Source organism: Pseudomonas sp. CK-NBRI-02 (genome assembly GCF_008124495.1).
In the GTDB taxonomy this organism is placed as follows: domain Bacteria; phylum Pseudomonadota; class Gammaproteobacteria; order Pseudomonadales; family Pseudomonadaceae; genus Aquipseudomonas; species Aquipseudomonas guariconensis.
In genome coordinates this window covers 152,580-175,762 of record NZ_VSJH01000003.1, presented here as the reverse complement: position 1 = coordinate 175,762, position 23,183 = coordinate 152,580, and the positions used below count along the sequence as shown (strand labels likewise).

The following is a 23,183-nucleotide window of genomic DNA, read 5'->3' as shown; positions in this document are numbered from 1 at the left end:
TTATTCCCGGTAGCTCTCGATCAGGGCGTCCAGATCGCCGTCCTCGAGTTCAATGAACTCACCGGCGGCGGCTTCGTGGATCAGGGCGGCGAATGCGGGGCTGTATTCCGGATCCTGTGCTACTGCCCCCGTAACGCCGACGCACTCCAGTGCTTTGAACAGCTGATCGTCGAGATCCGTGAGGGTCTGGCCGAAGAACGTCTCGAACAACTCAGTCGGGTGTGCGTTGGCGATCAGGTCGAAGTGCTCGCCCAACGTGCGACCTAATCTGAGGATCAACTTTGCGGTGCTCTGTTTACCCGCGAAGCCTGCCCGGAGGATGAGCTCTGCAGCGGGTACCGAATGTTCACGCGCCATTTCCGTCGCACGACCAGACAGATAGACATTCACCAGATACACCTGCTCGTATTCATCGCCAGCGATGAACTCGGGAATGCCACCGCTGAGCACTTCCAGGCCCTTTGCGCCGCCATTGGCAATGGCCTCGATTTGCGGGAGGCTGAATCTGACAATGTCGAGTTCGCTGTGCTTGAACGCCGTGGCGTAATCCCGGGCAGTGCTCGGCTCTCGCCCTTTAACTTGTACCTGCCACTGCCTGAAATCGGACAGTTCGACGCTGTGACCGGCGCCCTGGCTGCACTCGAGGTAATCCCAGAAGACCTGCGGAAACACCGTGCTGGGTTGCACCCAGGTTCCACGAAGCCTCCGGGTTCGCTTGCCCGCCTTAGCCGCATGGCCTGGCACAGCGACCACATCGGCATCCGGCACCAGGCAACGCAGGTCATAACCGATCATGAACAGCGCCGCTTCGAAGCAGTGGCTGCGCTCGGCCAACGAGCCGGAAAACATCCCAGGCAGGCGCTCGAGCACCGCCCGGATGATCCACCCTAGCTCGACCTGGCTTCGTGCCCAGATGTGGTCCGAGACCTTCGAGGTGAAGAACTGCGGCGCAGCCGCGTAGCCAAATTCGCCCGGATCACGTATCTGCTTGCCCCGCGCGGCACCGCTGGGGAACTTCAGTTGTGCGCGCCCTTGGGCATTTACCCGGTAGCGGGCGTACAGCATGGCAATGGCCGCGCCGACACGGCTGTCGTAGATCGGCGAACCGGTCGTGTCGATCAGGGCATGGATCTTGGTCAGCCCCGCGTCGAAGCGCTGAATGCTGCGCTCATTCAGGTCCGAAAGTGTTTGGTCCGTATCGAGGCTGAACAACGGCCGGCACGCATTCAGGTACTCGACCAGTTTGCCCTTGCGTCGCAATTCGCCCAGGAACGGGACAGCTCCCCAGACACCGCCCCATTGCAACACCGCGCGACAGGCATTGTAGGTCGCATCGTCACAACCCGAGGCCAGCGCGCTGGCCAAGCGGCTGCGCAGCAGATCGAGCGAGGCCTTGGTGCTGGCCCAGTCCGTGGAGGCAACCCATTGCCCGGTATGGTAATCCTGCCACCCCGCGCCCCAGCGATACGCCGCATGCACCTGCTCCAGGCCCACCACTTGCAGATCCAGGCCACCTTTCACCTGCTTGCTGCGCCGCAAGCGCAGGTGCACCTGCAGATGCCCAAGCGTTGCCTGGAGCCACTCAATGAAGCCATTCACATCCGGTTGCGCGAGAAACGTCTTCCGATCCATCTGCTTGCTGTCCTGAAAAGTCGCTGCGTTGGTTGACCGCCAAGGTACAGCAGCGCCGGACACGCACCAACGGTGAGTATCCATACACGTCAACTTTTCGAGCAGATCACCCGCCTTCCATCACCTTGACCACCCTCCCCCCAGCCTCCATGCTCAAACGCTTCCACCACGACTCAAGGATCGATACATGAAGCTGGAAACCCTGGCCATTCACGCGGGCTTCAGCCCCGACCCGACCACCAAGGCTGTGGCCGTCCCGATCTACCAGACCACCTCGTTCGCCTTCGACGACACCCAGCACGGCGCCGACCTGTTCGATCTGAAGGTAGCCGGCAACATCTACTCGCGCATCATGAACCCCACCAACGACGTCCTCGAGCAGCGCATGGCGGCGTTGGAAGGCGGTGTCGGCGCCCTGGCCGTGGCCTCGGGCATGGCCGCCATCACCTATGCCATCCAGACCGTCGCCGAGGCCGGCGACAATATCGTCTCGGTGGCCAAGCTCTACGGCGGCACCTACAACCTGCTGGCCCACACCCTGCCACGCATGGGCATCCAGACCCGCTTCGCGCCGCATGACGATATCGCCGCCCTTGAAGCGCTGATCGACGACCGTACCAAGGCGGTGTTCTGCGAATCCATCGGCAACCCCGCCGGTAACATCGTCGACCTCCAGGCCCTGGCCGACGCCGCGCACCGCCACGGCGTGCCGCTGATCGTCGACAACACTGTCGCCACCCCGATCCTGTGTCGCCCCTTCGAGCACGGTGCCGACATCGTCGTGCACTCGCTGACCAAGTACATCGGTGGCCACGGCACCAGCATCGGCGGCATCGTCATCGATTCCGGCAAATTCCCCTGGGCCGATAACAAAGCACGCTTCGCCCTGCTCAACACCCCCGATCCGTCCTACCACGGCGTGACCTACACCGAAGCCTTCGGCCCTGCCGCCTTCATCGGCCGCTGCCGCGTGGTGCCGCTGCGCAACACGGGCGCGGCGTTGTCGCCGTTCAATGCGTTCTTGATCCTGCAGGGTCTTGAGACCCTGGCCCTGCGCATGGAGCGACACACCGAAAACGCCCTGAAGGTCGCCCACTACCTGCAAGGGCACCAACAGGTCGCCTGGGTGAAGTACGCCGGCTTGCCGGACCATCCCGAGCACGCGCTAGCGCGCCGCTACACCGGCGGCAAACCGGCGTCGATTCTTTCGTTCGGGATCAAAGGCGGACAAGAAGCCGGCGCACGCTTTATCGATGCGCTGCAGTTGGTGGTGCGCTTGGTGAACATCGGCGATGCCAAGTCACTGGCCTGCCATCCCGCGTCCACCACCCATCGCCAACTCAATGATGAAGAGCTGGAAAAAGCTGGGGTACCAAGGGACATGGTGCGACTGTCGATCGGGATCGAGCACTGCGATGACATCATCGCGGACCTGGCGCAGGCGCTGGAGGCGAGCCGCGGGTGATGACTCGCTATCGCTGACAGGCCCCGACTCCATAGGCCCTGCGCTGTTGTCCGCCACGCCGCGGGAGCGGCCAGGCAGGAACAACGCTTTTGTGTTGCGGCACGGGCCTATTCGCGGGTAAACCCGCTCCCACAGGGACCTGCATGTATCGACTTGTGCGAACGACTCAAGCCTGTGGGTTTGCCCCCACAGGTACAGCGGTGTTGTTGATAGCGCCGCGGAACCTGTGGGGGTTTACCCACGAAGGCGTCCTCGAAGACAACGCCGTAATCAGGACGATCAAAACGCTAACGCCTGCGCGTGCGCTTCAACTGCCTGATCAGGCGCCGCTGGCGGGTGCGGCGCCTGCGCATGACGCAGAGGCGTTTCCAGAGTCCTCCGAAGCGACGAGTGTTAAGCAGCCATAAGGCTGCCAACGGAAAAATGGCGGGAACAAAATTCATTTGAGGATTGGATGAGGCCGTATAAGTTGCGAGGATGCTGATCAGGGCAATCAACAGCAATACCACTAAACTTTTGAGTGCTCGTACATGGGCTCTCAAAACCAAAAGAATCTGAACCAATACAACCAAACTAATGGAGCCAGCCATAGCATCCAAAGTACGTTCCCTCATAGGGCCAGTGAGGAACATTTCCGCGACACTCGTCGCCCCGAGGACACTTGCTGCCACAGAGAGAATAAAGACGGCGGCAAAAATCGCGAAATAAGGCTTGATCCAGGTTGGAAGTTCTTTTCTTACATACTTCATTACGAGACGACGACGCTATCAAAAGGATTAAGAATCTAACGTCTGCGCGTTCGTTTGAGCTGCCTGATCAGGCGCCGCTGGCGGGTGCGGCGCCTGCGCATGACGCATAGGCGTTTCCAGAGTCCTCTGAAGCGACGAGTATTAAGCAGCCATAGGGCAATCAATGAGGGAAGCCCAGTCACCAGTGAGAAATCGGTCTTCGGAGAGAACCCCAGAGTCACAAGTGTGCAGATAAAAAATATCAGAAGTGACGTTACCAGCGAACTAAGCGCCCGAGGATGAGCTCGCATTACAAAAAAGTTCTGAACAACTACATACGTACCGCAAACCATCAATGCAAAATGCAAGACACCAACATCCCGCACACCTAGCGTTTCGACTACGCCAAACAACGCAGCAGCGGCGGATGCAAAAGTAAGAAAATAAATTGCCAAAAATATCGGCAGGTAGGGCCTAAACCCAGCAGGTATTTTTTCAGCACGCATCATTCTGGCTCAAACTCGATTAAGCTCACGGCAATGGCCTGTATACGTGAACTGCCGACCATCCCTAATGCATTAGTAAATACTTCACCTATCAGCGTAGTGGTCGCGCGTTTCATCTCTAATGCTGGCAACCGTCTCTTCACTGTTCCTGCACGCTGAGCGAGCTTCAACTGTTTTGCAGTGAGGCTTGGGTGTTTAATTCGTTGCAGTTCGTTATTTAGGACTCTACGTTGCTGGCGACTCAGCGGCTTCAAAATCTGCAGCCAGTCTAATCCCGTCGAAGCTTTACGAACTTGTAAAAACTTAATTGTGTTATACGTTGACCCTGTTATGGCTAACAGAGATATAGCATCCAGCAATTGGGATACCGTCAGATACCACTCTTGAGAATCTACAACATCAATCACCTCGGAGCTGAAGGACTCCCCCACAACCCGAAACATGCCAGCCGTGCATTGGATACCCGCTGCCATCGCTCCTGCGGCGCTCAAGTAAGACAGCGGTAAAGCGAGGCCTGCTGACACTGCGCTGAGGCCAACGCCCCCAAACATTATGACTGCGCTTAAAATAGCGCCAGCACACGCCAAGCCTGCGTTTGCCACCTCCGCAAACAGCCGGGACTCTCGCGAACCTCGCTGAACCTGCTCCACATACTGCTGCGGCGTAACATGCCGCCTCAGCTCCTGAATCACCACCCGCTTCGGTACCACACTGCACACCGCCTGAAACCTACGCAGGTTGACGATGTTGTACTGCGCATCGATATAAACCACCCCCGCCCCGATCAGCGCCGGGTCTGCATCGATCACCGCGAACAGCCGAGGCAGATCTATCAGTTGTTCGACGCGCATCCGCGCCAGGTAGGTCGAGGGGCGTGCTCCGAGTTCGTCCAAGCGTGTAAGTCTCATCAAGCATCCTGTCTGAAGAACCGACATGGCGCAAAACCAGCCGCCACGTGCAAAACCCGCAGCGTACGGAGCCCTCGATAGTCTGTATGTCGGTGCCTTCCGAAGCGCTTCGTCATCTCTCTACCTGGCCCTTGGACGCCTTTTCGCCCGCCCACTAAAAAAGCCGCCCCAATTGGGGCGGCTTTCGTAGACTCATGCAGAGTCGGTATTACTCGCCAGGCGGCTCGACATCGCTCAACGGTGCCCGCGCACTGGTCGCATCCGCATAGGGGATGACCGGATGGAACAGCTCCCGCCAAAACGGCTCGCCTGGGGCACGCAGGGCGTGGTGTTGCATCTGCTTCTGGAACAATAGGTCCGCCCTGCCCTGCAACGCCTGCAGGTCGATGCCGGGCAACTGGCCGTTCTGCATCACGCAGCGCCCATCGATGTAGCTGGCGATGCAATCGTCCCCGCGCCCGGCGGTGACCAGGTTCTTGATCGGGTCGAAGAACGGCCCTTGGTGGAAAGCGCCCAGGCGAAACACAGTGATGTCGGCGCGCGCGCCGGGGGCCAGGCGGCCCAGGTCGTCGCGACCGAGCGCGCGGGCGCCGCCGAGGGTGGCGGCGTTGTAGAGGTCGATGATGCGGGTGCGCTCGGCGTTGCCGTCCATGACTCGGGCGATGTTCAGGCCCTGGCGCAGGTTGTCGAGCATGTCCGCCGGGAAGGTGTCGGTGCCCATGGCCAGGTTGATGCCCTGTTCGAGGTAGGCGCCGAACGAGTCCAGCGCCTCCCCCTCACGGGCGAACACCACGGGGCAATGGACCACGCTGGCGCCGCTTTCGAGCAGCCGAGCAAGGTCATCGGGGGCGTCCAGGTAGATGCCGTGGGGCAATATGGTTTTGCGGTTGAGCAGGCCGAAGCCTTCGAGCCATTGCAGCGAACTGACACCGCGCAACTCGCGCACCAGGTTGACCTCGAAGCGGGACTGGCAGCAGTGCAGGCGCAACGGCGCGGCCAGCTCGGCCTGCAGTGCGGCGCTGCGCGCCAGCAGGTCGGGCGTGCAGGTTTCGATACGATCCGGCAGCAGCGCCCCACGAATCAGGCCCTGGTGATGGCCGTCGTAGTCGCGAAAGAAACGCTCCGCGGCGGCCAAGCCCGCGAGCCCGGCGGCTTCATCCCAGTGCTGGGCCGGCGAGCCGTCGGTCTTGGCGTAGGTCATGCCGCTCATGTAACAAGGGCCAAGGTAGGTGCGCAAACCCAACTCGGTGGCGACCTGGGCGACACCTGCGAATTCCTCGTAGGTCTCAGCCCAGCGCCGGTAGTACATGGAGGTGATCGGCATGGCCGTGGTGATGCCGTTGCGGATCAACTGGGCGAAGGCATAGCGGTACTTGAACAGCTCTTCCTCGGCGCTGTAGCACTCCTGGGGCCCGCGCTGCAGATACTGCTCGGACCAGGTGCGCCCCATGCGCCATTCGCTTCCGTTGTCCAGGGCGAGGACGGTGGAGTCCAGGTCTCCCAAGGCATCCAGGTCGATGAAACCGGGGCCGATCACGGCATGGCCGTAGTCGATCCACTGGCTCACCTCACCGGGGAAATCACGCCCGACGAAGATGATCTGCCCACCCTCGAACACTACCTCGCCCTGGCGCCACAGCACGTGCTGCTGGCCATCGAAGCCGACCACGAAGCTGGCCTTCAGGCCAGTGCGCGCGCTCACAGGCGGCTCTCCAGCAAGCGGCCATCCTGGGCCACACAGCGGCCGGCCTTGAACACCTGGCGCGCACGGGGCCGTGCGACCACCGCCTCACTGAGGGTTTGCGCCGGGAGCAGGATGAAGTCCGCTGGCGCACCTTCCTCCAGTACCGCAGGTGCGCGGCCCAAGGCGCGGGCACCGTTGCAGGTGGCGGCGGCAAAAGCGCGGGCCAGGTGTTCCTCTTTGCACAGGTCGAAGCGAAACGCCAAGAGCATCGCGCGCTCGAGCATGTCGCCGTTGCCCATCGGTGACCAGGCATCGCGGATGCCATCGGAGCCCAGGCACAGGTTGACACCGGCCGCGTCCAGCTCGAGGAACGGCGGCACCGCGCAGTCCGCCGGAGCCGAGCTCATCAGGGAAATGCCCAAGGCCGCCAGGCGCCTGGCCAGCGGCGCGACCCGCTCCCAGGGCGCCATGCCCAGGCAGTAGGCGTGGCTGATCATCACCCGCCCTTGGCGGTCGAAACGCTCGGTGTAGTCGGCGATCCGGGCGATCTGCCACAGGCCCAGCTCGCCTTTGTCGTGCAGATGGATATCCACGCCACGGTCGAACTCCACCGCCAGACCAAAGACGGTCTCGAGCTGGGCGATGGGGTCGTCATCGATGCCGCAGGGGTCGAGCCCGCCGACCACCTCGACGCCCCGCTCAAGGGCTTCCCGCATCAGTTGCGCCGTGCCGGGCCGGGAGACCAGGCCAGTCTGCGGGAAGACCACGAACTGCATGTCGATCAGGTCGGCGTAGCGCTCGCGCACCTGCATCATGGCTTCGACATGCCGCAGCCCGAGCTCGGGGTCGATGTCCACATGGCAGCGCAAGGTCAGCGAGCCGCTGGCGATGCACTGCTCCAGCAGCGCCCCGGCACGGGCGGCGATGGGCACGTCGATCTCGCGCAGCACGCGCCGCTCGTTGGCGATGTAGTCCTTCAGGGTCGGGCCGGCGCTGTTGACGTGCCAGGGCGTGCCCCAAAGGGTCTTGTCCAGGTGGCAGTGGCTTTCCACCAGGGGCGGCAGCAGCAGTTGGCCGGCGCCGTCGACCTCGCCGGCGGCGATGGGCACGGAGGATGCGGGCCGACGCTCGGCGATCAGGCCGTCGCGCAGGTACAGGTCTACGGCCGGGCCGCCGAGCGGGCGGACATTGCGCAGCCGAAGGGAATCAGTCATGGCAAACCTCGGTTCAGGGGCGGCCCGCCAGCGCAGGCCGCCAGGGGTGGATCAGCCCTTGAGCTTGGACCAGATGCGGTCCTGCAGCTCGCGCGAGTTGTTGCTGCACTCTTTTTCCAGGCGCAGGCGCGAGGCGTACTCGGGCGGCATGTTGATCGCGTCCATGGCACGCCACTTCTTGTCGATCAACGCATCGCTCTCGATGCCGTTGGTGTAGGCGATGGCGTTGGACACTGCCGCCGCGTTCTCGGGTTTCATCATCCAGTTGATGAACACTTTGGCGTTTTCCGGGTGCGGCGCGCTGGTGGGCACCGCGAAGACGTCCTGGAACATCGCCACCCCTTCACGCGGATAGACGTACTTGATGGTGCTCTTTTGCAAGGTGGCGCGGGCGGTGGAGCCGTTCCAGTTCTGCATCATGATGACCTCGCCGGAGGCCATCCGATCGACGGTGTTGTCCGAGCTGTACATCTTCAGGATCGGCTTTTGCTTGAGCAGCAACTCGAGGATGCGCTTGGCCTCCTGGGGTGTTTCGGGGCACTCGTCGATGTTCAGGTAGTGGGCGGCGGCGTTGATCAAGAAGCTCGGGGCATCGAGCGCGCCGATCTGCCCGGCGAGCTCGCTGCGCGGCTCGAAGAACTCCTTCCAGCTGTCGTCGAGCTTGCCACCGGGCACCCGCGCGCTGTCATAGGAGAACCCCGTGGTGCCCCAGAGGTAGGGCGCGGAATACTTGCGCCCCGGGTCGAACGACGGGTCGCGGAAGGCTGGCTTCACGTACTGGAAGTTGGCCATCTTCGGCGCGTCGATCTCCTGCAAAAGGTTCTGCTGGATCAACGACTGCATGATGGTGTGCGACGGCACGATCACGTCATAGCTGGCGCCGCCCGCCTGCAGCTTGGCCAGCAAGGTTTCATTGCTGTCGTAGCCGTCCATGGTGACCTTGATGCCGGTCTCCTTCTCGAACTTGCCGAGCAGCTCGACCGGGTAGTAGTCGGTCCAGTTGTAGAAGTACAGCACCTTGGCTTCTTCGGCCTGGGCGCCGGTGGCGAACAGGCAGGCCAGGGACAGGCCGGCGAAGGTACGGCGCAGGTTGGTGAGTTTCATTGCATTCTCCACGACGGATACTGGGGATCGAAGGGGCACGCGTGACTCAGTTCGCCTTGCTCCGGCCGCGCTGGCCAAGCCAGTACGACAGCACCACAAGGACGATGGACACCACCAGCATGACGGTGGAGATCGCATTGATTTCCGGCGTCACCCCGGCGCGGATCGCCGAGAAGATGTACACCGGCAAGGTCGTCGAGCCGGGGCCGGCGACAAAGAAGGTCATGATGAAATCGTCGAGGCTGACCACGAAGGCCAGCACCGCCCCCGACAACACCGCCGGCCAGAGCAGCGGCAGGGTCACCCGACGAAACACCTGGTACGGGTTGGCGTACAGGTCTCCTGCGGCTTCGAGCAGGCGCTTGTCCATGTCGTTGAGCCGTGCGCGGATCGGCAGATAGGCAAAGGGAATGCAAAAGCCCACGTGGGCGATGGTGACGGTCACCAGGCCCAGTTTGATTCCCAGGGACATGAACAGCAGCAGCGTGGCCACGGCGATGACGATCTCGGGCAACAGCAACGGCAGGTTGATGCTGCCCTCCACCACACGCCGGCCATAGAACGGCCGCGAGGTGGCCAGGGCCGCCAGCAGCGCGATGCTGGTGGACAGCACCGTGGCGATGCTGGCGACCACCAGCGAGTTCAGCGCCGCCACCTGGATGGACGGGTTGTTGATGATCCGTTCGTACCAGGCGAAGGAGAACTCGGTCCAGACCGTGGCCGAGCGGTTGGCGTTGAAGCTGTAGCCGATGAGCACGAAGATCGGCAGGTACAGGTAGGCCAGGACCAGCAGGCTGGTTTCGCGGGTCAACGGCAGTTTCTTGAGGTGCTGGGCAATCATGCGCCTACCCCCGATGCATGGATTTGGCCGCCTTGCGGCTGTACAGGGCGAACAGGATCAGCGCGAGCAGCATGATCCCCAACAGCAGGAACGACAGCGAGCCGCCCAACGGCCAGTTGCGCGCGGTGCCGAACTGCTGCTGGATGAGGTTGCCCACCATCAGTGTCTTGCCACCGCCCAGTAGCGCCGGGGTGATGTACGCGCCCAGGCTGGGCACGAAGACCAGCAAGGCCCCGGCGACCACACCGGGCATGGTCAGCGGCAGGATCACCCGGCGCAGCGCGAGCCAGCGGGTGGCGCCCAGGTCATAGGCGGCCTCCACCAGACGCCAGTCGAGTTTTTCGAGAGTCGAGTAGATCGGCAGGATCATGAACGGCAAAAAGCTGTAGACCAGGCCGACGCTGACCGCGAAGTCGTTGTAGAGCAAGGTGATGCCACCGGCCTGGGGGAACAGCGCGTTGACTGCCTGGGCCAGCCAGCCGTTCTCGCGCAGGATGATCAGCCAGGCGTAGTTGCGGATCAGCAGGTTGGTCCAGAACGGGATGGTGATCAGCAGCACCATGAGGTTGCGCGAGCGCTCGCTCAGGCTGGTCATCCACAACGCCACCGGGAAGCCAAAGGCAAAGCACAACAGCGTGGTGCCGCCGGCCTGGGCCAACGAGCGCAACAAAGCCTGGGCGTAGACCCAGTTGAGTTCCAGGTTGCCGTCGAAGTCCTCCTGGAAAAACAACTGCACGTAACTGTGCCATTGCCAGTCCGCCTGCCAGTCGACACCGCCATAGAGGTTGCGTGGCAAGAAGCTGATGTAGCCCATGATCGCCAGGGGAATGAGGATCAGCCCAAGCAGGGTGAGCCCTACCGGGCCGAGCAAGAGCAGACGCCGGACGACCGGCTGGGAGCCGATAGTGCTCATCTCAGGCCTCCATCAGCAGGCAAGCCTGGGGCGGCAGGTGCACCGCGACGCCCTCGCCGACGTTTCGCGCCAGGCCTCCTTCGTTGCTTTCGCGCAGGGTGATCTGTGATGAGTCCGGCAGGCGGCAGCGGTACAGCGTGGCGGTGCCGACGTACATCACCGTCTCGATCACCGCACGCAGGTGATGCGGCTGCGACGGGTCCACTAGCCTGGAGCGCTCTGGCCGAAACGCCAGTTGCACCCGCGACAGGTCGATCCCGCTGGGCGGCAGACAAGGAATGTCCACCGGCATGGCGGCCGGGCGGAACACCGGCTGGTCATGGCCGGGGCGCATCTGCCCAGGCAGGAAGTTGATATCGCCGATGAACTGGGCAACGAAGCGATGCTGCGGGCGCTCGTAGATATCGCCGGGGGTGCCGATCTGCATGATGTTGCCCGCGGACATGACCGCGATGCGGTCCGAGAGGGTCAGCGCTTCTTCCTGGTCGTGGGTGACGAAGATGAAGGTGATGCCCGCCTCCTGCTGCACCCGCTTGAGCTCGACCTGCATCTCCTTGCGCAGCTTCAGGTCCAGGGCCGACAGCGGCTCGTCCAGCAACAGCACGGCAGGTTGCGGCGCCAAGGCGCGGGCCAGGGCCACCCGCTGCTGCTGACCGCCAGACAACTCGGCCGGCTTGCGACTGGCCAGGTGCTCCATCTGCACCAGCGCGAGCATCTCCTTCACCCGCTTGGGCACGGCCTGTTTGCCCAGGCCCTGCATCTCGAGCCCAAAGGCGATGTTCTCGGCCACACTCATGTGCGGGAACAACGCATAGCTCTGGAACACCGTGTTGATCCGGCGCCGGTACGGCGGCAGGTCGTTGATCCGCTCGCCGCCGAGGAAGATATCGCCACTGCTCACCGTCTCGAACCCGGCGATGGCACGCAACAGCGTGGTCTTGCCGCAGCCTGAGGGCCCCAACAGGGTGAAGAACTCGTTGTGGGCGATGTTCACCGACACATTGTTCAGTGCCGGCGGCAGCGCGGGATCGTCCAGGTAGCGCTTGACGACATTGCAAACATCGACAGCCGATGAGTGACCCATAATGGTGCATTGCCTCTTATTTTTGTATGCCATTTTTGGATGCAATCAGATTTACCCGGTTTAAATTCCCGGTGCAACCGGTTTTTACCCGGGGGGTTTTGCGGCATCATCCGCCGATGCACTTCAGCTTGTGAGGCGGTCAATGAACAAACACCAGGGCTCGGCGGTAGAGCGCGTCTACCATGGCATCTACGAAGCCATCCGCAGCCACGCCCTGCGCCCCGGCATGAAACTCGTCGAAGCCTCGTTGGCCGAACTGTTCAGCGTCAGCCGCACCTCGGTGCGCACCGCCTTGAAGCAACTGGAAGCCGAAGGGCTGGTATCCAGCGAACTGAACCGCGGCGCCTGGGTGTCCTTGCCGGATGAGAACGAAATCCGCGCACTGTTCCAAGCCCGCCGCCTGATCGAGATCGGCATCGTCACCGAGCTGTGCCGGCGCTCCGACGGCGGCGCCATCCTCGACCTGCGCGAGCACATCGCCCGAGAAGAAGCCGCCGCCCATGCCCACGACCACGCCGAGTTCGTTCACCTGCTCGGGGAGTTTCACTTGAAGCTGGCCCAGGCGTTGAACAACCCGGTGCTACTGGACTGCTTTCGCAAGCTCGTGGAGCGCGCCTCGTTGTATGCCGCGACGATGGACAACGAGAAGCGCGATACCTGCCGGGAGAATGAGCACTTGCGGTTGATCGAGTACATCGAAGCCGGGAACCAGGCAGCGGCGATCGAGCTGGTGTGCTTGCACGTGGGGGAAATCGAGCGGGCGATCCTGGAGGGGGCTGCGCAGTTGAAGAAGGGGTATCACCCGTTGAAGCATTTGATTGGGACACAGTGACCCATCCCGGGCGACGCGAGGCAGGTGTAGGAGCGGCCTTGTGCCGCGAAAGGGGCGCGAAACGGCCCCCTGGCCCCTCGCCCAGTAGAGTCGCCGCGTGCCTAGCGCCATACCTGTTTCAGCGCTGAAACACGTCAAGCACGCCGGTTTGACAAGGCCGAAACGGCTGGCTAAACCCTCACTCAATGATCCCCCATTTCGCTGTTGGCCGATCTTCCTCAACCCAAGGAGCGAGCCATGGCCAGCATCGTCCCCGCCAACAAAAGAGACAGCCACACACCCGAAGACGTCGACGTTCGCATGGAGGCCCGCGAACCGGACGCGGACCCGACCCTGGGTATCGCGGTCAAGCTCAAGTCTGTCGCCGGCAAGAGCCTGAACAAGCTGGTCACCCTCGGCGACTCGGTTACCCATGGGTTTCAAAGCGGCGCGATCTACAACACCCGGCTCAGCTGGCCGAAGATCGTTGCCTACGAAGCAGGCTGCGACGCCAGTTTCCGCTTCCCGCTCTACGATGGCTTCGGCGGCCTGCCGCTGAATATCGAATACCTGCTGCGCTCGCTGGAACTCAAGTTCGGCAAGGAGATCGACTTGCTGGAAATACCGCACGCCGCCTTTGAGTTGCGCCACCAGATGGCGCTGATCGAGGACTACTGGGAAAGCGGCCCCGGCGCCAAGGCGCCCATCACCAATGCAATCATGCACAACCTGGCCGTCTATGGCTGGGATGTGCGGGACGCGCTGAGCAGGACGGCGAAAAACCTCAGGGCCGACATGGTCAAGCCCAAGGACAATGTGTTTTCGCAAGTGGTCGAAAACGCCAATATCCGCGCGGCACTCGGCGTCTATGGCTCCATGGACGACAATGACACCGTGCTCGACGCAGCGATGAAACTGGGCGAGCAAGGCGCCCTGCCGGGCAGCGGTGGCAACAGCCAGACGCCCGGCATCGAAACCTTGGTGGTGTTTCTGGGTGCGAACAATGTGTTGGGTTCGGTTACGCAATTGAAGGTCAACTGGAGCGATACCGGCTACAACAAGCTAGGCCCAGCCAAGAACCGCTACACGGTCTGGCGACCGACGCATTTCGAGGCGGAATACCAATTGCTCGTGCAGCAGATTGAGCAGGTCAACGCCCAACACGTGATTCTCATCAACGTCCCCCATGTGACCATTGCACCCGTAGCACGCGGGGTGCAAAAACAAGTGGAAGACACCTCGCGCTACTTCCCCTACTACACGCGCCCATGGATCAACGACCAACAATTCAACGCAGCGCATGACCCGAAAATTACCGAGAACCAGGCCCGCGCCATCGACAGCGCGATCGACCAGTACAACGATGTGATCAGCGATGCCGTGCGGCAACAGCGCAAGGCCGGCAAGGACTGGTATGTGCTCGACATCGCCGGCATGCTCGATCGTCTGGCCGCCCGCCGCTACCTCAGCAACATACTGGCCCGCCCCACTTGGTGGACACCCTACGAGTTGCCAGCGGCGCTCAAGGCCCTGCAACCGGAGCCCAACTCCCGCTTCTTCGCCTCTGGCCCCCTGGGACGGCAGGACGGTGGCCTGTTCAGCCTCGATGGCGTCCACCCCACCACCATCACCTACGGCCTGATCGCTCAGGAGGTGATCAACATCATGCAGCGGGCCAATGTGCAGTTCTACCACCGCGATGGCGTCACACCACGCAATGGCCCTGTGCAAGTCGATTTCCAGCGGCTGATCCAGCTCGACTCGCTCATTTCCCGTCCACCGACCTCCCTGTCCGGGGACATGAAGATCATCGGCTGGCTCGACCAGACCGCCGATGTCTTCAGCAAATTCAACCCCTTCAGCCGGTAACGCAACGATGAACGATCACGTCGCACAACCGCCTCAGGGTGCCTCGAGATTGCTGGTGCGCAAAGTGGTGCACAGTTGCGAGCGCTGGGTGAAAACAGATGTGAACCTGGTGCAAGGCGCACGCTACTACTTCCGCGCCACCGGCACCTGGCGTGACGCGTGGATCCCGTGCGATGCAAACGGCTACGACCGCCCTTATCTGGGGTGGGTAAAAGGCACCTTGCGCTGCCACGCGGACGGCGCGCGCTGGTTCACGTTGATTGGCGCGATCGATCGAGCCGGCGCCAGCCTTTTCGCTATCGGCGATGGCAGCCGGTGGGCCGAGGGATGGCGAGCCTCGGCGGCGGGCAGGCTCGATGTGTTCGCCAACGACACCGCCTTGATGTACTGGAACAATCACGGGGCAATCACGCTCGAGGTCTGGCAGTAGCCCCTTGGAGGCCTATCATGGGTAAGCTGTTCGGCAGCTTGCTGCTTATGCTACTCGGTTTCTGCACCACTGCACAGGCACTAGACATCACTCGCTCGCACAACCTGAGCGAACCGAAGATCCAGTACCTGGGCGTTGGCGGCTGGCTGCTGCACTGGCAGGGTGAAGGCCTGCTCATCGCGCCCTCGTTCAGCAACCCCGCCCTGTTCGACCGCGAGGGCTGGCCACCGCTTCGGGTCGCGGCGAATACGCAGCGCATCGACAAGTACATGCCGAAAGCAGATGACGTGACCGTATTGCTGGTAGGACATGGCCACTATGACCATCTGCTGGACGTACCTTGGGTGATGCACAAGCACACACCCAAGGCCACCCTCTATGGCTCACACACCGTCATGCATATTCTCAAGAGCATGAAGGACAAAGACGGCGGCACTGTCGCGCTGGACCCGGCGCGCCTGGTAGACGTCGAGGACAGCATGGCCAAACTGCCCGGTGACGGCCAGCCGCCGACACCGGGCAAATGGTTCGAATCCAGCGCCAAGCACATCCGCATGATGCCGATCCAGAACGCGCATGCCGGGCACATCTTCGGCATCAACCTGATACAGGGCACATACGATGCCCCCCTGGACGAACCGCCGAGCACGATTTTCGGCTGGCGGCCCGGCCAGCCCATGGCGTGGTTGATCGACCTGATGGAGGGCGAACGGGTTGTCTACCGGATTCACTACCAAGACAGCACCGCACAACCTCCCAACGGTCTGCCGCCCACCCTGCCCTCGCCCGACGACAAGGCCGTGGATGTCGAGATTCTTTGCGTCGCTTCTTGGGAGCAGGTGGATGACTACCCCCAACGGCTGCTCGCCACCACTCACCCACGCATGGTCGTGCTGGGGCATTGGGAGAACTTCTTCGGAAATGATCCTGCAAACCCGCAGCCGCTGATTGGCCAGGACGTCGAGGGGATGGTGCAGGCAGTGAAGCAAGCACTAGGGCCGGGTGTTCCGGTGTACCTCCCGGCGCCGCTGGCTGAAATGGCTTTGCCCAGTGCGCGATGACTGTCTCGAAGAGGGCAATGGATATGGGTTAAGCCCCGCTGCTATCGGGCAAGCGGTGAAGGGATTGTCAAAAATGTGAGATGTGCGAAATTGCTTTCTGGTCATTCATGGCGGGCTTCCACCAGGACTACATCGCCGACCTTATCGAAACCATGAAAGACAAATCCAATCCCCCTTGATCAATGGGGCCATTGGTTACCACGGAAGGCATCCGAGCCGTCATGACCCTCTTCTACCTCAAGCTCATCGTCACCCCATTGCTAATGTGGGCCGTCTCCCTCGCCTCACGACGCTGGGGCGGCCTGCTGGGCGGGCTGCTGTCCGGCTTGCCCATTACCTCCGCCTTGGTAATGACCTTCCTGTGCCTGGAACAAGGCAGCGCCTTCACCCTACGCGCAGTGCCCGGTGCCCTGGGCGGCCTGGCGGCGGTGCAAGCCACCTACGTCTGCTACCTGTACGCGACCCGGCGCACCGGCATCGGCTGGGCCGCCCTGCTGGCGTTGGTGCTCTATGCCGTGGCCGCCTACACCTTCACCCATGGCGGCAGCCTGTACCTGTCGATCGCCGCCGCCCTGGCGCTGATCACCTGGCTGATCCGCGCCACCGACCGTGAACCCAAGCCCGACCTGCTGGCCAAACCCCGTCATCGCTACTGGGAAATTCCCCTGCGCATGGTGGCCGCCACCACCTTGCTGATGGTCACCACCGGCTTTGCCAGCTGGCTGGGCCCGGCGGCGAGCGGGATGCTGGCGCCGATTCCGGTGATCGCCTGGCCGTTGGTGGTGTTCGCCCATGTGCAGGGCGGGCGCGCGGGAATGGCGGCGATGGTGCGGGGCAATGCCATTGGCGCGGTGGGGGTGATTGCGTTTTATCTGGTGGTGGCGGGGCTACTGGAGACGTTGGGGATTGCGGCCACGTTTACCTTGGCCGTGGTGCTGGCGGTGGTGTTGACCGTGGCGTTGGCGGCGGGGTTGCGGCGCGGCCGTTGATGCAGCCATGGCCAACGTTCTACAGCGCACCGAAAAGGCTCAAGTTCTCCGAACGGTGGGCGATCTAGCTGGGAACCCTTGATTCTTCTCGCGACCTTCGGACAAAAACGTGCAGTCGAGTATCCAACCGCTCTTGAGCAACCTGCAGCAGGAATACTTCTCCAAGCTCGATAACTGGAACGAGCTGATACAAACCCCGTTCTTCGACATGCTCGTCGTCTGGGGCATTGTGACCTTCGTCGCCGCGATCATCCCGCTGAAGTTGAGCACCGCACGTGGCCTGATGCTGGGGTTTACCTTCGCCATCTGCGGGGCGGTGGTCATCACCGCGGATATTGCCGCGGGGAACCTCAGCGCCAAGAAACAACTGATCGAGGTGGAGGCGCAACTCTCAGAGCTCAAAGCGCCGGCCCCCTTGGATGAGAAACGCACGCCTGCTCAGGCAACTACACCGCCCAAGAACGCCGCCTCATTGAAGAACGAACGCGAGCGGCTGCTCGGCAAGATCGAGTTGGCTGGCCTGCTGACGACGTTCACCGCCATGACACTCGGAGGCCTGGGGGGAGGATTGCTGACGGCCGCCGTGAGCATGCCGAGAAACAGACAGGAGGAAGAACGCCAGGAAAAGCCTCTGCTCGAGCGCATCTTGAATGGATACTTCTACCTGTTCGCCTTTGTATTGACCTCCTCCCTGATCCTCCTGGCTGGCGCATATACCTTAATTGCTCGCCAGCTGGCCTACGCCGGCACTGCGCATCCACTCTTGCTGGTCCCTATCGTTGGGTTCCTGTTGAGCATCGTGTTCAGCGGCATTGCCTTCGACAGAACCCGCAGCCACTTGAAAAAAGACAAACCGCAGTTGCTGCTGCAGTCGATCATCGGGCTGTTTGCGCTGTTCTTCTATCTCAATACGGTTGCGCACGTCTGGTACGACATCGGCGCGATTTCCATGGCCTTGCACATCCCCGTGGTCCTGGCCTTGTCCCTTCATGCCCTGCATCGCTATCGCCAACCCGAGCGCAGATGACACGCCAACACGCCTACTCGATCCCTGCCCAGAGAATCCCATGACCGAATTCACCGTTGTCGATATCTCCTGGTCCGATCGGATCAAGATCCACTATGACGCCAACATCCAGGTGCATGGGCTTCCAGAGGCAGACGACTTTCAGCGCACCGGGTTCTACTGCCTCTATGGGCGTCATCCGGTCTATGGACCGGATGTACTTCTGTACATTGGCGAGACGAAAATGTCCGCCACTGGCCGGTCTTTTCGGGCGCGGCTGGGGGAGCATCTAAAGGGCCGCTTCTGGTATCACGCCAATCTCTCGGTCTCCCTGGGCACCCTTGAAAAGGGGCAACAGCTCACCGCGCAAGCAATCCGCGCCGTGGAGTCGGTGTTGATTGCAGCGCACAAACCGGCGCTCAATCGCCGCCATATCGACTGCGCGCTGCCGGGTGCGGAGCAGTACCTGATTCGAAACTGGGAATTCCCGGGGGCGCTTCAACATGAGTGTTCAGGGTACTACTGGCGGTAGGCTGCGTGGCGAGGTTTTACAGCACGACAGCCCTCAAGCTGTCGTGCTGTAAAGATGTTGCGGCCGAGTGCCGATCAGAACACCGACCAGCCGATCCTTGAGCTGAGCAACTCGAGCGCCGCCATCCCGGCCAGCGAGTTGCCTGCGGCGTTCAACTCCGGTGACCACACGCAGACCGTGAACTGCCCCGGCACGATCGCAACGATCCCGCCGCCTACGCCACTCTTGCCGGGCAAGCCCACGCGGTAGGCGAAGTTTCCGGCTTCGTCATACAACCCGCTGGTGGCCATGATCGAGTTCACCTGCTGGGTCTGGCGCTGGGTCAGAATCTGGTTGCCGCTGTGCTTGCAGAACCCATCGTTGGCCAGGAAACAGAACGCCTTGGCCAAGTCCAGGCAGTTCATTTGCAGCGCGCAGTAGCTGAAATAACTGCGCAGCACCGTCTCGACCTCGTTATGGAAGTTGCCGAATGACTGCATCAGATAAGCCATGGCCGCGTTGCGCGCGCGGAACTGATACTCCGAGTCAGCGACCCGGGTATCGATCGCAATGTGCGGATTGCCCGACAACCGCCGCACGAAATCGCGCATCGACAACGTGGGCGCGGCGAAACGCGACTGGTTGATGTCGCAGATCACCAGCGCTCCGGCATTGATGAATGGGTTACGCGGACGCCCGCGCTCGAACTCCAGCTGCACCAGGGAATTGAACGGCTGGCCCGAAGGCTCATGACCCAGCCGCTCCCAGATCGCCTCACCCGAGTGCTCGATCGCCTGGACCAGGCTGAACACCTTGGAAATACTTTGCACCGAAAAAGGCACCAGCGCGTCGCCTGCGCAGTAATAACTGCCATCGTTGCCATAGACCGCGATGCCCAGCTGGTTCGCGGGCACATCGGCCAGCGCGGGAATGTAATCAGCCACTTTGCCCTTGCCGATCAAGGGACGCACTTCGTCGAGAATTTCGTTCAACAGCGTTTGCATGGAAGGCCCAGTCATCAGTCCCCCAGACGACAGCGAGGGGTGGCATTCTTGACGACAATCGAGTGGGAGAAATCACATGTTCGCGAAGAAATGGATGACGGGCGTTCAGGGCGTGTCCTTACTGTCGTAGTCTTGATGCCATGACCTATGCTGTGCTTGGTTTGACGAACGAACAGAAACTGCACCTTGCCAACTCCGGAAGCCGTGAACCAAGGAATGGGAGATTGAACATGCCAGCTTGCCCTTTGCCCGTTGACGAAGCGCTTCGCCAGCGCGCCCTCGATGACATGAACCTGGTCGATACCCCAGCCGAGCACTACCTCGATACCTTAGTACGGCTCACCCAAGATCTGGCCCACGTGGACACGGTGCTCATCAGCCTCATCGACCAGGACAGGCAGTGGTTCAAAGCCCGAATCGGGCTCGAGGTAAGCGAAACGACACGGAGTATTTCCTTCTGCGGCTACGCCATTCTCGGTGAAGATACCTTGATGGTCCCCGACGCCAGGTACGATGAGCGCTTCGTTGACAATCCGCTGGTGCTCAACGCGCCCCATATCCGCTTCTATGCCGGCCACCCGCTACGCGCTGGCAACGGCAAGGCCATCGGCACGCTGTGCATGTTCGACCCCCGCCCCCGCGTGCTCAGCGACACCCAAAAAGCGAACTTCAAGGACCTGGCCACCCTCGCGGAGGGCTATCTGCAAATGCGCGCCTTGGCCCAGGCCAACCGCGACCTGCGCCTTGAAATGGATCGAGAGCACCGTAAAGCGCTGCTCGACCCTTTGACACAACTGTGGAACCGCGGCGCGTTGACCGCGTTTGAAGAGCACCAACGGCGCATGTCCGCAGCCAGTGGCTTACGCCTGGCTGCGATTTACGCAGACCTCGATCATTTCAAATCCATCAACGACAAGTACGGCCATGCAAGCGGAGACAAAGTGCTCTGTGAATGTGCACGCCGCCTGCGAGCCGCCCTTCGCCCCGACGACCTGCTCGTGCGCCACGGCGGAGAAGAATTCGTCGCTATTTTGCAGGTCAACGACAACGAAGAACTGAAGCGGATTGCCGAGCGCATTCGTGAACAGGTCGGCAGCAGCCTGATGCAACTGCCCAGCACTCAGTTGAAGGTTAGCGTGAGCATCGGCTGCACCCTCTTCGCCCCGGGTGAAAAAATCGATGACGCACTGGAGCGCGCCGACAAAGGGCTCTATGCCGCCAAGCAGAATGGGCGTGACCAGGTTGTGTATGTCAGGCCGCCGGTGTGAGGGCGGCAGGCTGACATTCAACGCCAAAGGTAAACGCTTTACGTGTGGTAGCGGGCTTTTGTCGTGATGGGCTACTCGGTGCTTAATTTGCGGTACGGGCACAAAAAAGCGCTTCTGGCAGCCACCAGAGGCGCCTATCCATCTGCCATCTGTAACTAGAGAATTCTCCTACATGCTTCCTCATTAATTCTGAAGGAAGTAAGGTATCGGGCATCCCTGGCAGCGCCGAAATGTAGGCCCCTGCCCTCGCTTGCAAGGATGCCCTCGTGACGCTGCCCTCCACTCTTCCACCTAACGGAATCTCACCCAGCGTATTCACATCGCAGCAGTTGGAGCCAGGCAGCGTTTACAGCCGAGCGGACCTCAAGGCACGCTTCGACATTCACGACGCCACGCTCAACACCGGGATCTTCCGCCCGAAGGGGTACGACTCTGTCTGGCTGTTCATCACCGAACACAAGACGTCTGACAGAACCCAATACGAAGACACCCTGGAAGGCGACACCCTTCGCATGCAAGGACAAACCCTGGGGCGAACCGATGCCCTCATTCTGGAGCATCGTCAGCGAGGCCTGGAGTTGCTGGTTTTCTATCGCAAGGCGAAGTACGAACATCCCAATGCGGGTTTTCGGTACGAGGGTGTTTTCACGTGTGAAAGCAGTGAAGGCAGTCGACCGACATCGTTCGTATTGAAGCGTGTACCAGTCGCGGCTGGAGAAGATCTTCCGGTAACGATCGAGCAAGCACTGGAAACCCAAGGCGCCTTCAATCCCGATGACCTGAGCGACGCGCGCACGCGCACCCTGGCGTCGATCGTTCGGCGACGCGGCCAACCTCAATTCCGAAAGCAACTGCTCAAGGCCTACAAAGGCCGCTGCGCCATGACAGGCTGCACCTTGCCGCAGGTGTTGGAAGCAGCCCATATCCACCCCTACCTCGGCGATGAAACCAACGTAGTCACCAATGGGCTGTTACTGAGGGCTGACGTGCATACCCTATTCGACTTAGGGCTGTTATGGGTCAACCCAAGCGATATGCGAATTGGCATCGCCGACGCGTTGAAGCAGAGCGAATACGTTTCGCTGGAAGGCCAACCCTTGTATCTGCCGGAAAACGAAGCAGACCGCCCTAGCCTCCGAGCGCTGGCGTTTCGCTTCAACGCGATTGCAGCCCGCTAATTGCACGCCCCCTGTGTAAAAGCGTCTTTGTGCCGCGATGGCCCGCAAGGCGATCCCCGCCTTTCATCACTTGCCCTCAACGCAAAAAAAAGCGCCCCTGGGTATCCACCAGAGGCGCTCACTGATTCAAGGGCTCGTCGCTCAACATCAACCAGAGCGACCAAACCAACCTGCGCAACCCTACGCAAATCTCTGCCCATAGCCTGGCCAGCCCTGGTCGATGAAGAACACGAACACTGCGAGGCTAGATCATCTAGCCAGGCTTACGAGGGAACTCGCGTCATTTGGGAAACGGACTACAAGTGATCAGTGCTGCGCCTGCACACGACTCAGCGCCATCTCCGCCAAAGCGTGGGCGCGCTCGATTTCGTGCATGGCTGCCAAGGCCAGGACCTGGCCGGGAGGCTTGGCGTGAAGCTGGACGCTGTGCTGGGACACGGTCAGGGCGCAGACGAGGTATTCGGAAATCTGGATGAGGATCTCTTCGAGGGTGGTGAGGGATTCGGATGGTATGGGTGGGTCGGGGACGATTTTGAGCATGACAAACTCCGATATCAATGAAGCTGCCACGTCTCTGCTGTCAAACAAATGGGTGGCAGCTGTACGCGGGTTGACAGACCGAGGATATCGGAACTCGGCGCACCGAAGTGCCCCACGACAGCTGCCATAAAGCGATGCGCTGTGGTCCGAAAATCAGAGTCGGCCTGTCAAAACCGGTCGTTGAATTTGCAACGACCCGGCGAGACTAGAGCGCTGATGGAGCGACAGCAATGGGCTGGAAGGCGGTAGAAGTATGTTTGGGAAAGGGACTACAGGGAAGTGGGAAAGTCTGATCCAACCCACCGCAGCTATTGCAAGTAGCTGCACCACGTTTCATCAACAGCACGCTCAGTGAACATCTCAATAGCGATTTCTAGCTTGGAAGGCAGCTGTAACTTCTAGGCCATGCGCAAAAATCATGCAGAGTACATAGATTT

General features: G+C 61.3%; 21 protein-coding genes. 10 read left to right on the top strand and 11 right to left on the bottom strand.

What is annotated here, in order from left to right; genetic code table 11:
• The gene (locus tag DQ397_RS03385; protein ID WP_052352488.1) at window positions 1-1,632 is read right to left on the bottom strand and encodes a hypothetical protein; all 1,632 of its coding nucleotides are present in this window, start codon (window positions 1,630-1,632) and stop codon (window positions 1-3) included.
• Window positions 1,633-1,819: 187 nt separating this feature from the next.
• Between DQ397_RS03385 and DQ397_RS03380 the strand changes: the two genes are divergently transcribed.
• Window positions 1,820-3,097, top strand: coding sequence for a bifunctional O-acetylhomoserine aminocarboxypropyltransferase/cysteine synthase (locus DQ397_RS03380; RefSeq protein ID WP_043213632.1), 1,278 nt, complete (start codon window positions 1,820-1,822; stop codon window positions 3,095-3,097).
• Between the two features lie 287 nt (window positions 3,098-3,384).
• Here DQ397_RS03380 and DQ397_RS03375 read toward each other — a convergent pair whose 3' ends face one another.
• The 8 genes from DQ397_RS03375 to DQ397_RS03340 all read right to left on the bottom strand — a co-directional run bounded on the left by DQ397_RS03375 (window position 3,385) and on the right by DQ397_RS03340 (window position 12,079).
• On the bottom strand, window positions 3,385-3,846 hold the full coding sequence (locus DQ397_RS03375; RefSeq protein ID WP_043213630.1) for a hypothetical protein: 462 nt from the start codon (window positions 3,844-3,846) through the stop codon (window positions 3,385-3,387).
• Between the two features lie 484 nt (window positions 3,847-4,330).
• On the bottom strand, window positions 4,331-5,239 hold the full coding sequence (locus tag DQ397_RS03370) for a hypothetical protein (RefSeq protein ID WP_052352487.1): 909 nt from the start codon (window positions 5,237-5,239) through the stop codon (window positions 4,331-4,333).
• 208 nt (window positions 5,240-5,447) lie between these two features.
• A complete protein-coding gene (locus DQ397_RS03365; RefSeq protein ID WP_043213628.1) occupies window positions 5,448-6,941 on the bottom strand; it encodes an amidohydrolase family protein in 1,494 nt (497 codons plus the stop codon).
• Window positions 6,938-8,137, bottom strand: a complete 1,200-nt coding sequence (locus DQ397_RS03360; RefSeq protein ID WP_043213626.1) for an amidohydrolase family protein — start codon at window positions 8,135-8,137, stop codon at window positions 6,938-6,940. The genes DQ397_RS03365 and DQ397_RS03360 overlap by 4 nt, the downstream gene beginning before the upstream one ends.
• 51 nt (window positions 8,138-8,188) lie before the next feature.
• Window positions 8,189-9,241: an extracellular solute-binding protein gene (locus tag DQ397_RS03355; RefSeq protein WP_043213625.1), complete on the bottom strand. Its 1,053-nt coding sequence runs from the start codon at window positions 9,239-9,241 to the stop codon at window positions 8,189-8,191.
• Between the two features lie 46 nt (window positions 9,242-9,287).
• A complete protein-coding gene (locus DQ397_RS03350) occupies window positions 9,288-10,082 on the bottom strand; it encodes an ABC transporter permease (protein ID WP_043213623.1) in 795 nt (264 codons plus the stop codon).
• A 4-nt stretch (window positions 10,083-10,086) separates the two neighbouring features.
• Entirely contained in the window at window positions 10,087-10,995 is a 909-nt protein-coding gene (locus DQ397_RS03345; protein WP_043213620.1) for an ABC transporter permease, read from the bottom strand.
• Window position 10,996: 1 nt separating this feature from the next.
• On the bottom strand, window positions 10,997-12,079 hold the full coding sequence (locus DQ397_RS03340; RefSeq protein ID WP_043213616.1) for an ABC transporter ATP-binding protein: 1,083 nt from the start codon (window positions 12,077-12,079) through the stop codon (window positions 10,997-10,999).
• Window positions 12,080-12,221: 142 nt separating this feature from the next.
• Here DQ397_RS03340 and DQ397_RS03335 point away from each other — a divergent pair, with 142 nt between their 5' ends.
• The 7 genes from DQ397_RS03335 (at window position 12,222) to DQ397_RS03305 (ending at window position 18,777) form a co-directional block, all read left to right on the top strand.
• Entirely contained in the window at window positions 12,222-12,911 is a 690-nt protein-coding gene (locus DQ397_RS03335) for a GntR family transcriptional regulator (protein ID WP_043213610.1), read from the top strand.
• A gap of 237 nt (window positions 12,912-13,148) precedes the next feature.
• A complete protein-coding gene (locus DQ397_RS03330) occupies window positions 13,149-14,759 on the top strand; it encodes a hypothetical protein (protein ID WP_043213608.1) in 1,611 nt (536 codons plus the stop codon).
• Between the two features lie 7 nt (window positions 14,760-14,766).
• On the top strand, window positions 14,767-15,189 hold the full coding sequence (locus tag DQ397_RS03325) for a hypothetical protein (protein WP_052352486.1): 423 nt from the start codon (window positions 14,767-14,769) through the stop codon (window positions 15,187-15,189).
• A gap of 17 nt (window positions 15,190-15,206) precedes the next feature.
• Window positions 15,207-16,250, top strand: coding sequence for an MBL fold metallo-hydrolase (locus DQ397_RS03320; RefSeq protein WP_043213606.1), 1,044 nt, complete (start codon window positions 15,207-15,209; stop codon window positions 16,248-16,250).
• 221 nt (window positions 16,251-16,471) lie between these two features.
• Window positions 16,472-17,239: a hypothetical protein gene (locus tag DQ397_RS03315; RefSeq protein ID WP_043213605.1), complete on the top strand. Its 768-nt coding sequence runs from the start codon at window positions 16,472-16,474 to the stop codon at window positions 17,237-17,239.
• Between the two features lie 133 nt (window positions 17,240-17,372).
• The gene (locus DQ397_RS03310; protein WP_148921470.1) at window positions 17,373-18,266 is read left to right on the top strand and encodes a hypothetical protein; all 894 of its coding nucleotides are present in this window, start codon (window positions 17,373-17,375) and stop codon (window positions 18,264-18,266) included.
• A gap of 40 nt (window positions 18,267-18,306) precedes the next feature.
• Entirely contained in the window at window positions 18,307-18,777 is a 471-nt protein-coding gene (locus DQ397_RS03305) for a hypothetical protein (protein ID WP_043213602.1), read from the top strand.
• 74 nt (window positions 18,778-18,851) lie between these two features.
• On the opposite strand, the gene glsB is transcribed toward DQ397_RS03305, so the two are convergent.
• Window positions 18,852-19,760 carry a glutaminase B gene (gene glsB / locus DQ397_RS03300; RefSeq protein ID WP_043213650.1) on the bottom strand — a complete coding sequence of 303 codons (909 nt, stop codon included), beginning with the start codon at window positions 19,758-19,760 and terminating at the stop codon, window positions 18,852-18,854.
• Window positions 19,761-19,990: 230 nt separating this feature from the next.
• On the opposite strand from glsB, the gene DQ397_RS03295 reads away from it, so the two are divergent.
• Window positions 19,991-21,028 carry a diguanylate cyclase gene (locus tag DQ397_RS03295; protein WP_043213648.1) on the top strand — a complete coding sequence of 346 codons (1,038 nt, stop codon included), beginning with the start codon at window positions 19,991-19,993 and terminating at the stop codon, window positions 21,026-21,028.
• Window positions 21,029-21,294: 266 nt separating this feature from the next.
• Window positions 21,295-22,206 (top strand): HNH endonuclease, encoded by a 912-nt coding sequence (locus DQ397_RS03290; RefSeq protein ID WP_238556632.1) that lies wholly within the window; start codon window positions 21,295-21,297, stop codon window positions 22,204-22,206.
• A gap of 306 nt (window positions 22,207-22,512) precedes the next feature.
• On the opposite strand, the gene DQ397_RS03285 is transcribed toward DQ397_RS03290, so the two are convergent.
• Window positions 22,513-22,746: a hypothetical protein gene (locus DQ397_RS03285; protein WP_043213600.1), complete on the bottom strand. Its 234-nt coding sequence runs from the start codon at window positions 22,744-22,746 to the stop codon at window positions 22,513-22,515.
• Window positions 22,747-23,183: the final 437 nt, after the last annotated feature.

Coding starts and splice junctions, on each gene's coding strand:
- DQ397_RS03315 (WP_043213605.1), top strand. CDS start 16,472: ATGACCCTCTTCTACCTCAAGCTCATCGTCACCCCATTGCTAATGTGG.
- DQ397_RS03340 (WP_043213616.1), bottom strand. CDS start 12,079: ATGGGTCACTCATCGGCTGTCGATGTTTGCAATGTCGTCAAGCGCTAC.
- DQ397_RS03330 (WP_043213608.1), top strand. CDS start 13,149: ATGGCCAGCATCGTCCCCGCCAACAAAAGAGACAGCCACACACCCGAA.
- DQ397_RS03335 (WP_043213610.1), top strand. CDS start 12,222: ATGAACAAACACCAGGGCTCGGCGGTAGAGCGCGTCTACCATGGCATC.
- DQ397_RS03350 (WP_043213623.1), bottom strand. CDS start 10,082: ATGATTGCCCAGCACCTCAAGAAACTGCCGTTGACCCGCGAAACCAGC.
- DQ397_RS03345 (WP_043213620.1), bottom strand. CDS start 10,995: ATGAGCACTATCGGCTCCCAGCCGGTCGTCCGGCGTCTGCTCTTGCTC.
- glsB (WP_043213650.1), bottom strand. CDS start 19,760: ATGCAAACGCTGTTGAACGAAATTCTCGACGAAGTGCGTCCCTTGATC.
- DQ397_RS03305 (WP_043213602.1), top strand. CDS start 18,307: ATGACCGAATTCACCGTTGTCGATATCTCCTGGTCCGATCGGATCAAG.
- DQ397_RS03375 (WP_043213630.1), bottom strand. CDS start 3,846: ATGAAGTATGTAAGAAAAGAACTTCCAACCTGGATCAAGCCTTATTTC.
- DQ397_RS03285 (WP_043213600.1), bottom strand. CDS start 22,746: ATGCTCAAAATCGTCCCCGACCCACCCATACCATCCGAATCCCTCACC.
- DQ397_RS03355 (WP_043213625.1), bottom strand. CDS start 9,241: ATGAAACTCACCAACCTGCGCCGTACCTTCGCCGGCCTGTCCCTGGCC.
- DQ397_RS03385 (WP_052352488.1), bottom strand. CDS start 1,632: ATGGATCGGAAGACGTTTCTCGCGCAACCGGATGTGAATGGCTTCATT.
- DQ397_RS03380 (WP_043213632.1), top strand. CDS start 1,820: ATGAAGCTGGAAACCCTGGCCATTCACGCGGGCTTCAGCCCCGACCCG.
- DQ397_RS03295 (WP_043213648.1), top strand. CDS start 19,991: ATGCCAGCTTGCCCTTTGCCCGTTGACGAAGCGCTTCGCCAGCGCGCC.
- DQ397_RS03370 (WP_052352487.1), bottom strand. CDS start 5,239: ATGAGACTTACACGCTTGGACGAACTCGGAGCACGCCCCTCGACCTAC.
- DQ397_RS03325 (WP_052352486.1), top strand. CDS start 14,767: ATGAACGATCACGTCGCACAACCGCCTCAGGGTGCCTCGAGATTGCTG.
- DQ397_RS03360 (WP_043213626.1), bottom strand. CDS start 8,137: ATGACTGATTCCCTTCGGCTGCGCAATGTCCGCCCGCTCGGCGGCCCG.
- DQ397_RS03320 (WP_043213606.1), top strand. CDS start 15,207: ATGGGTAAGCTGTTCGGCAGCTTGCTGCTTATGCTACTCGGTTTCTGC.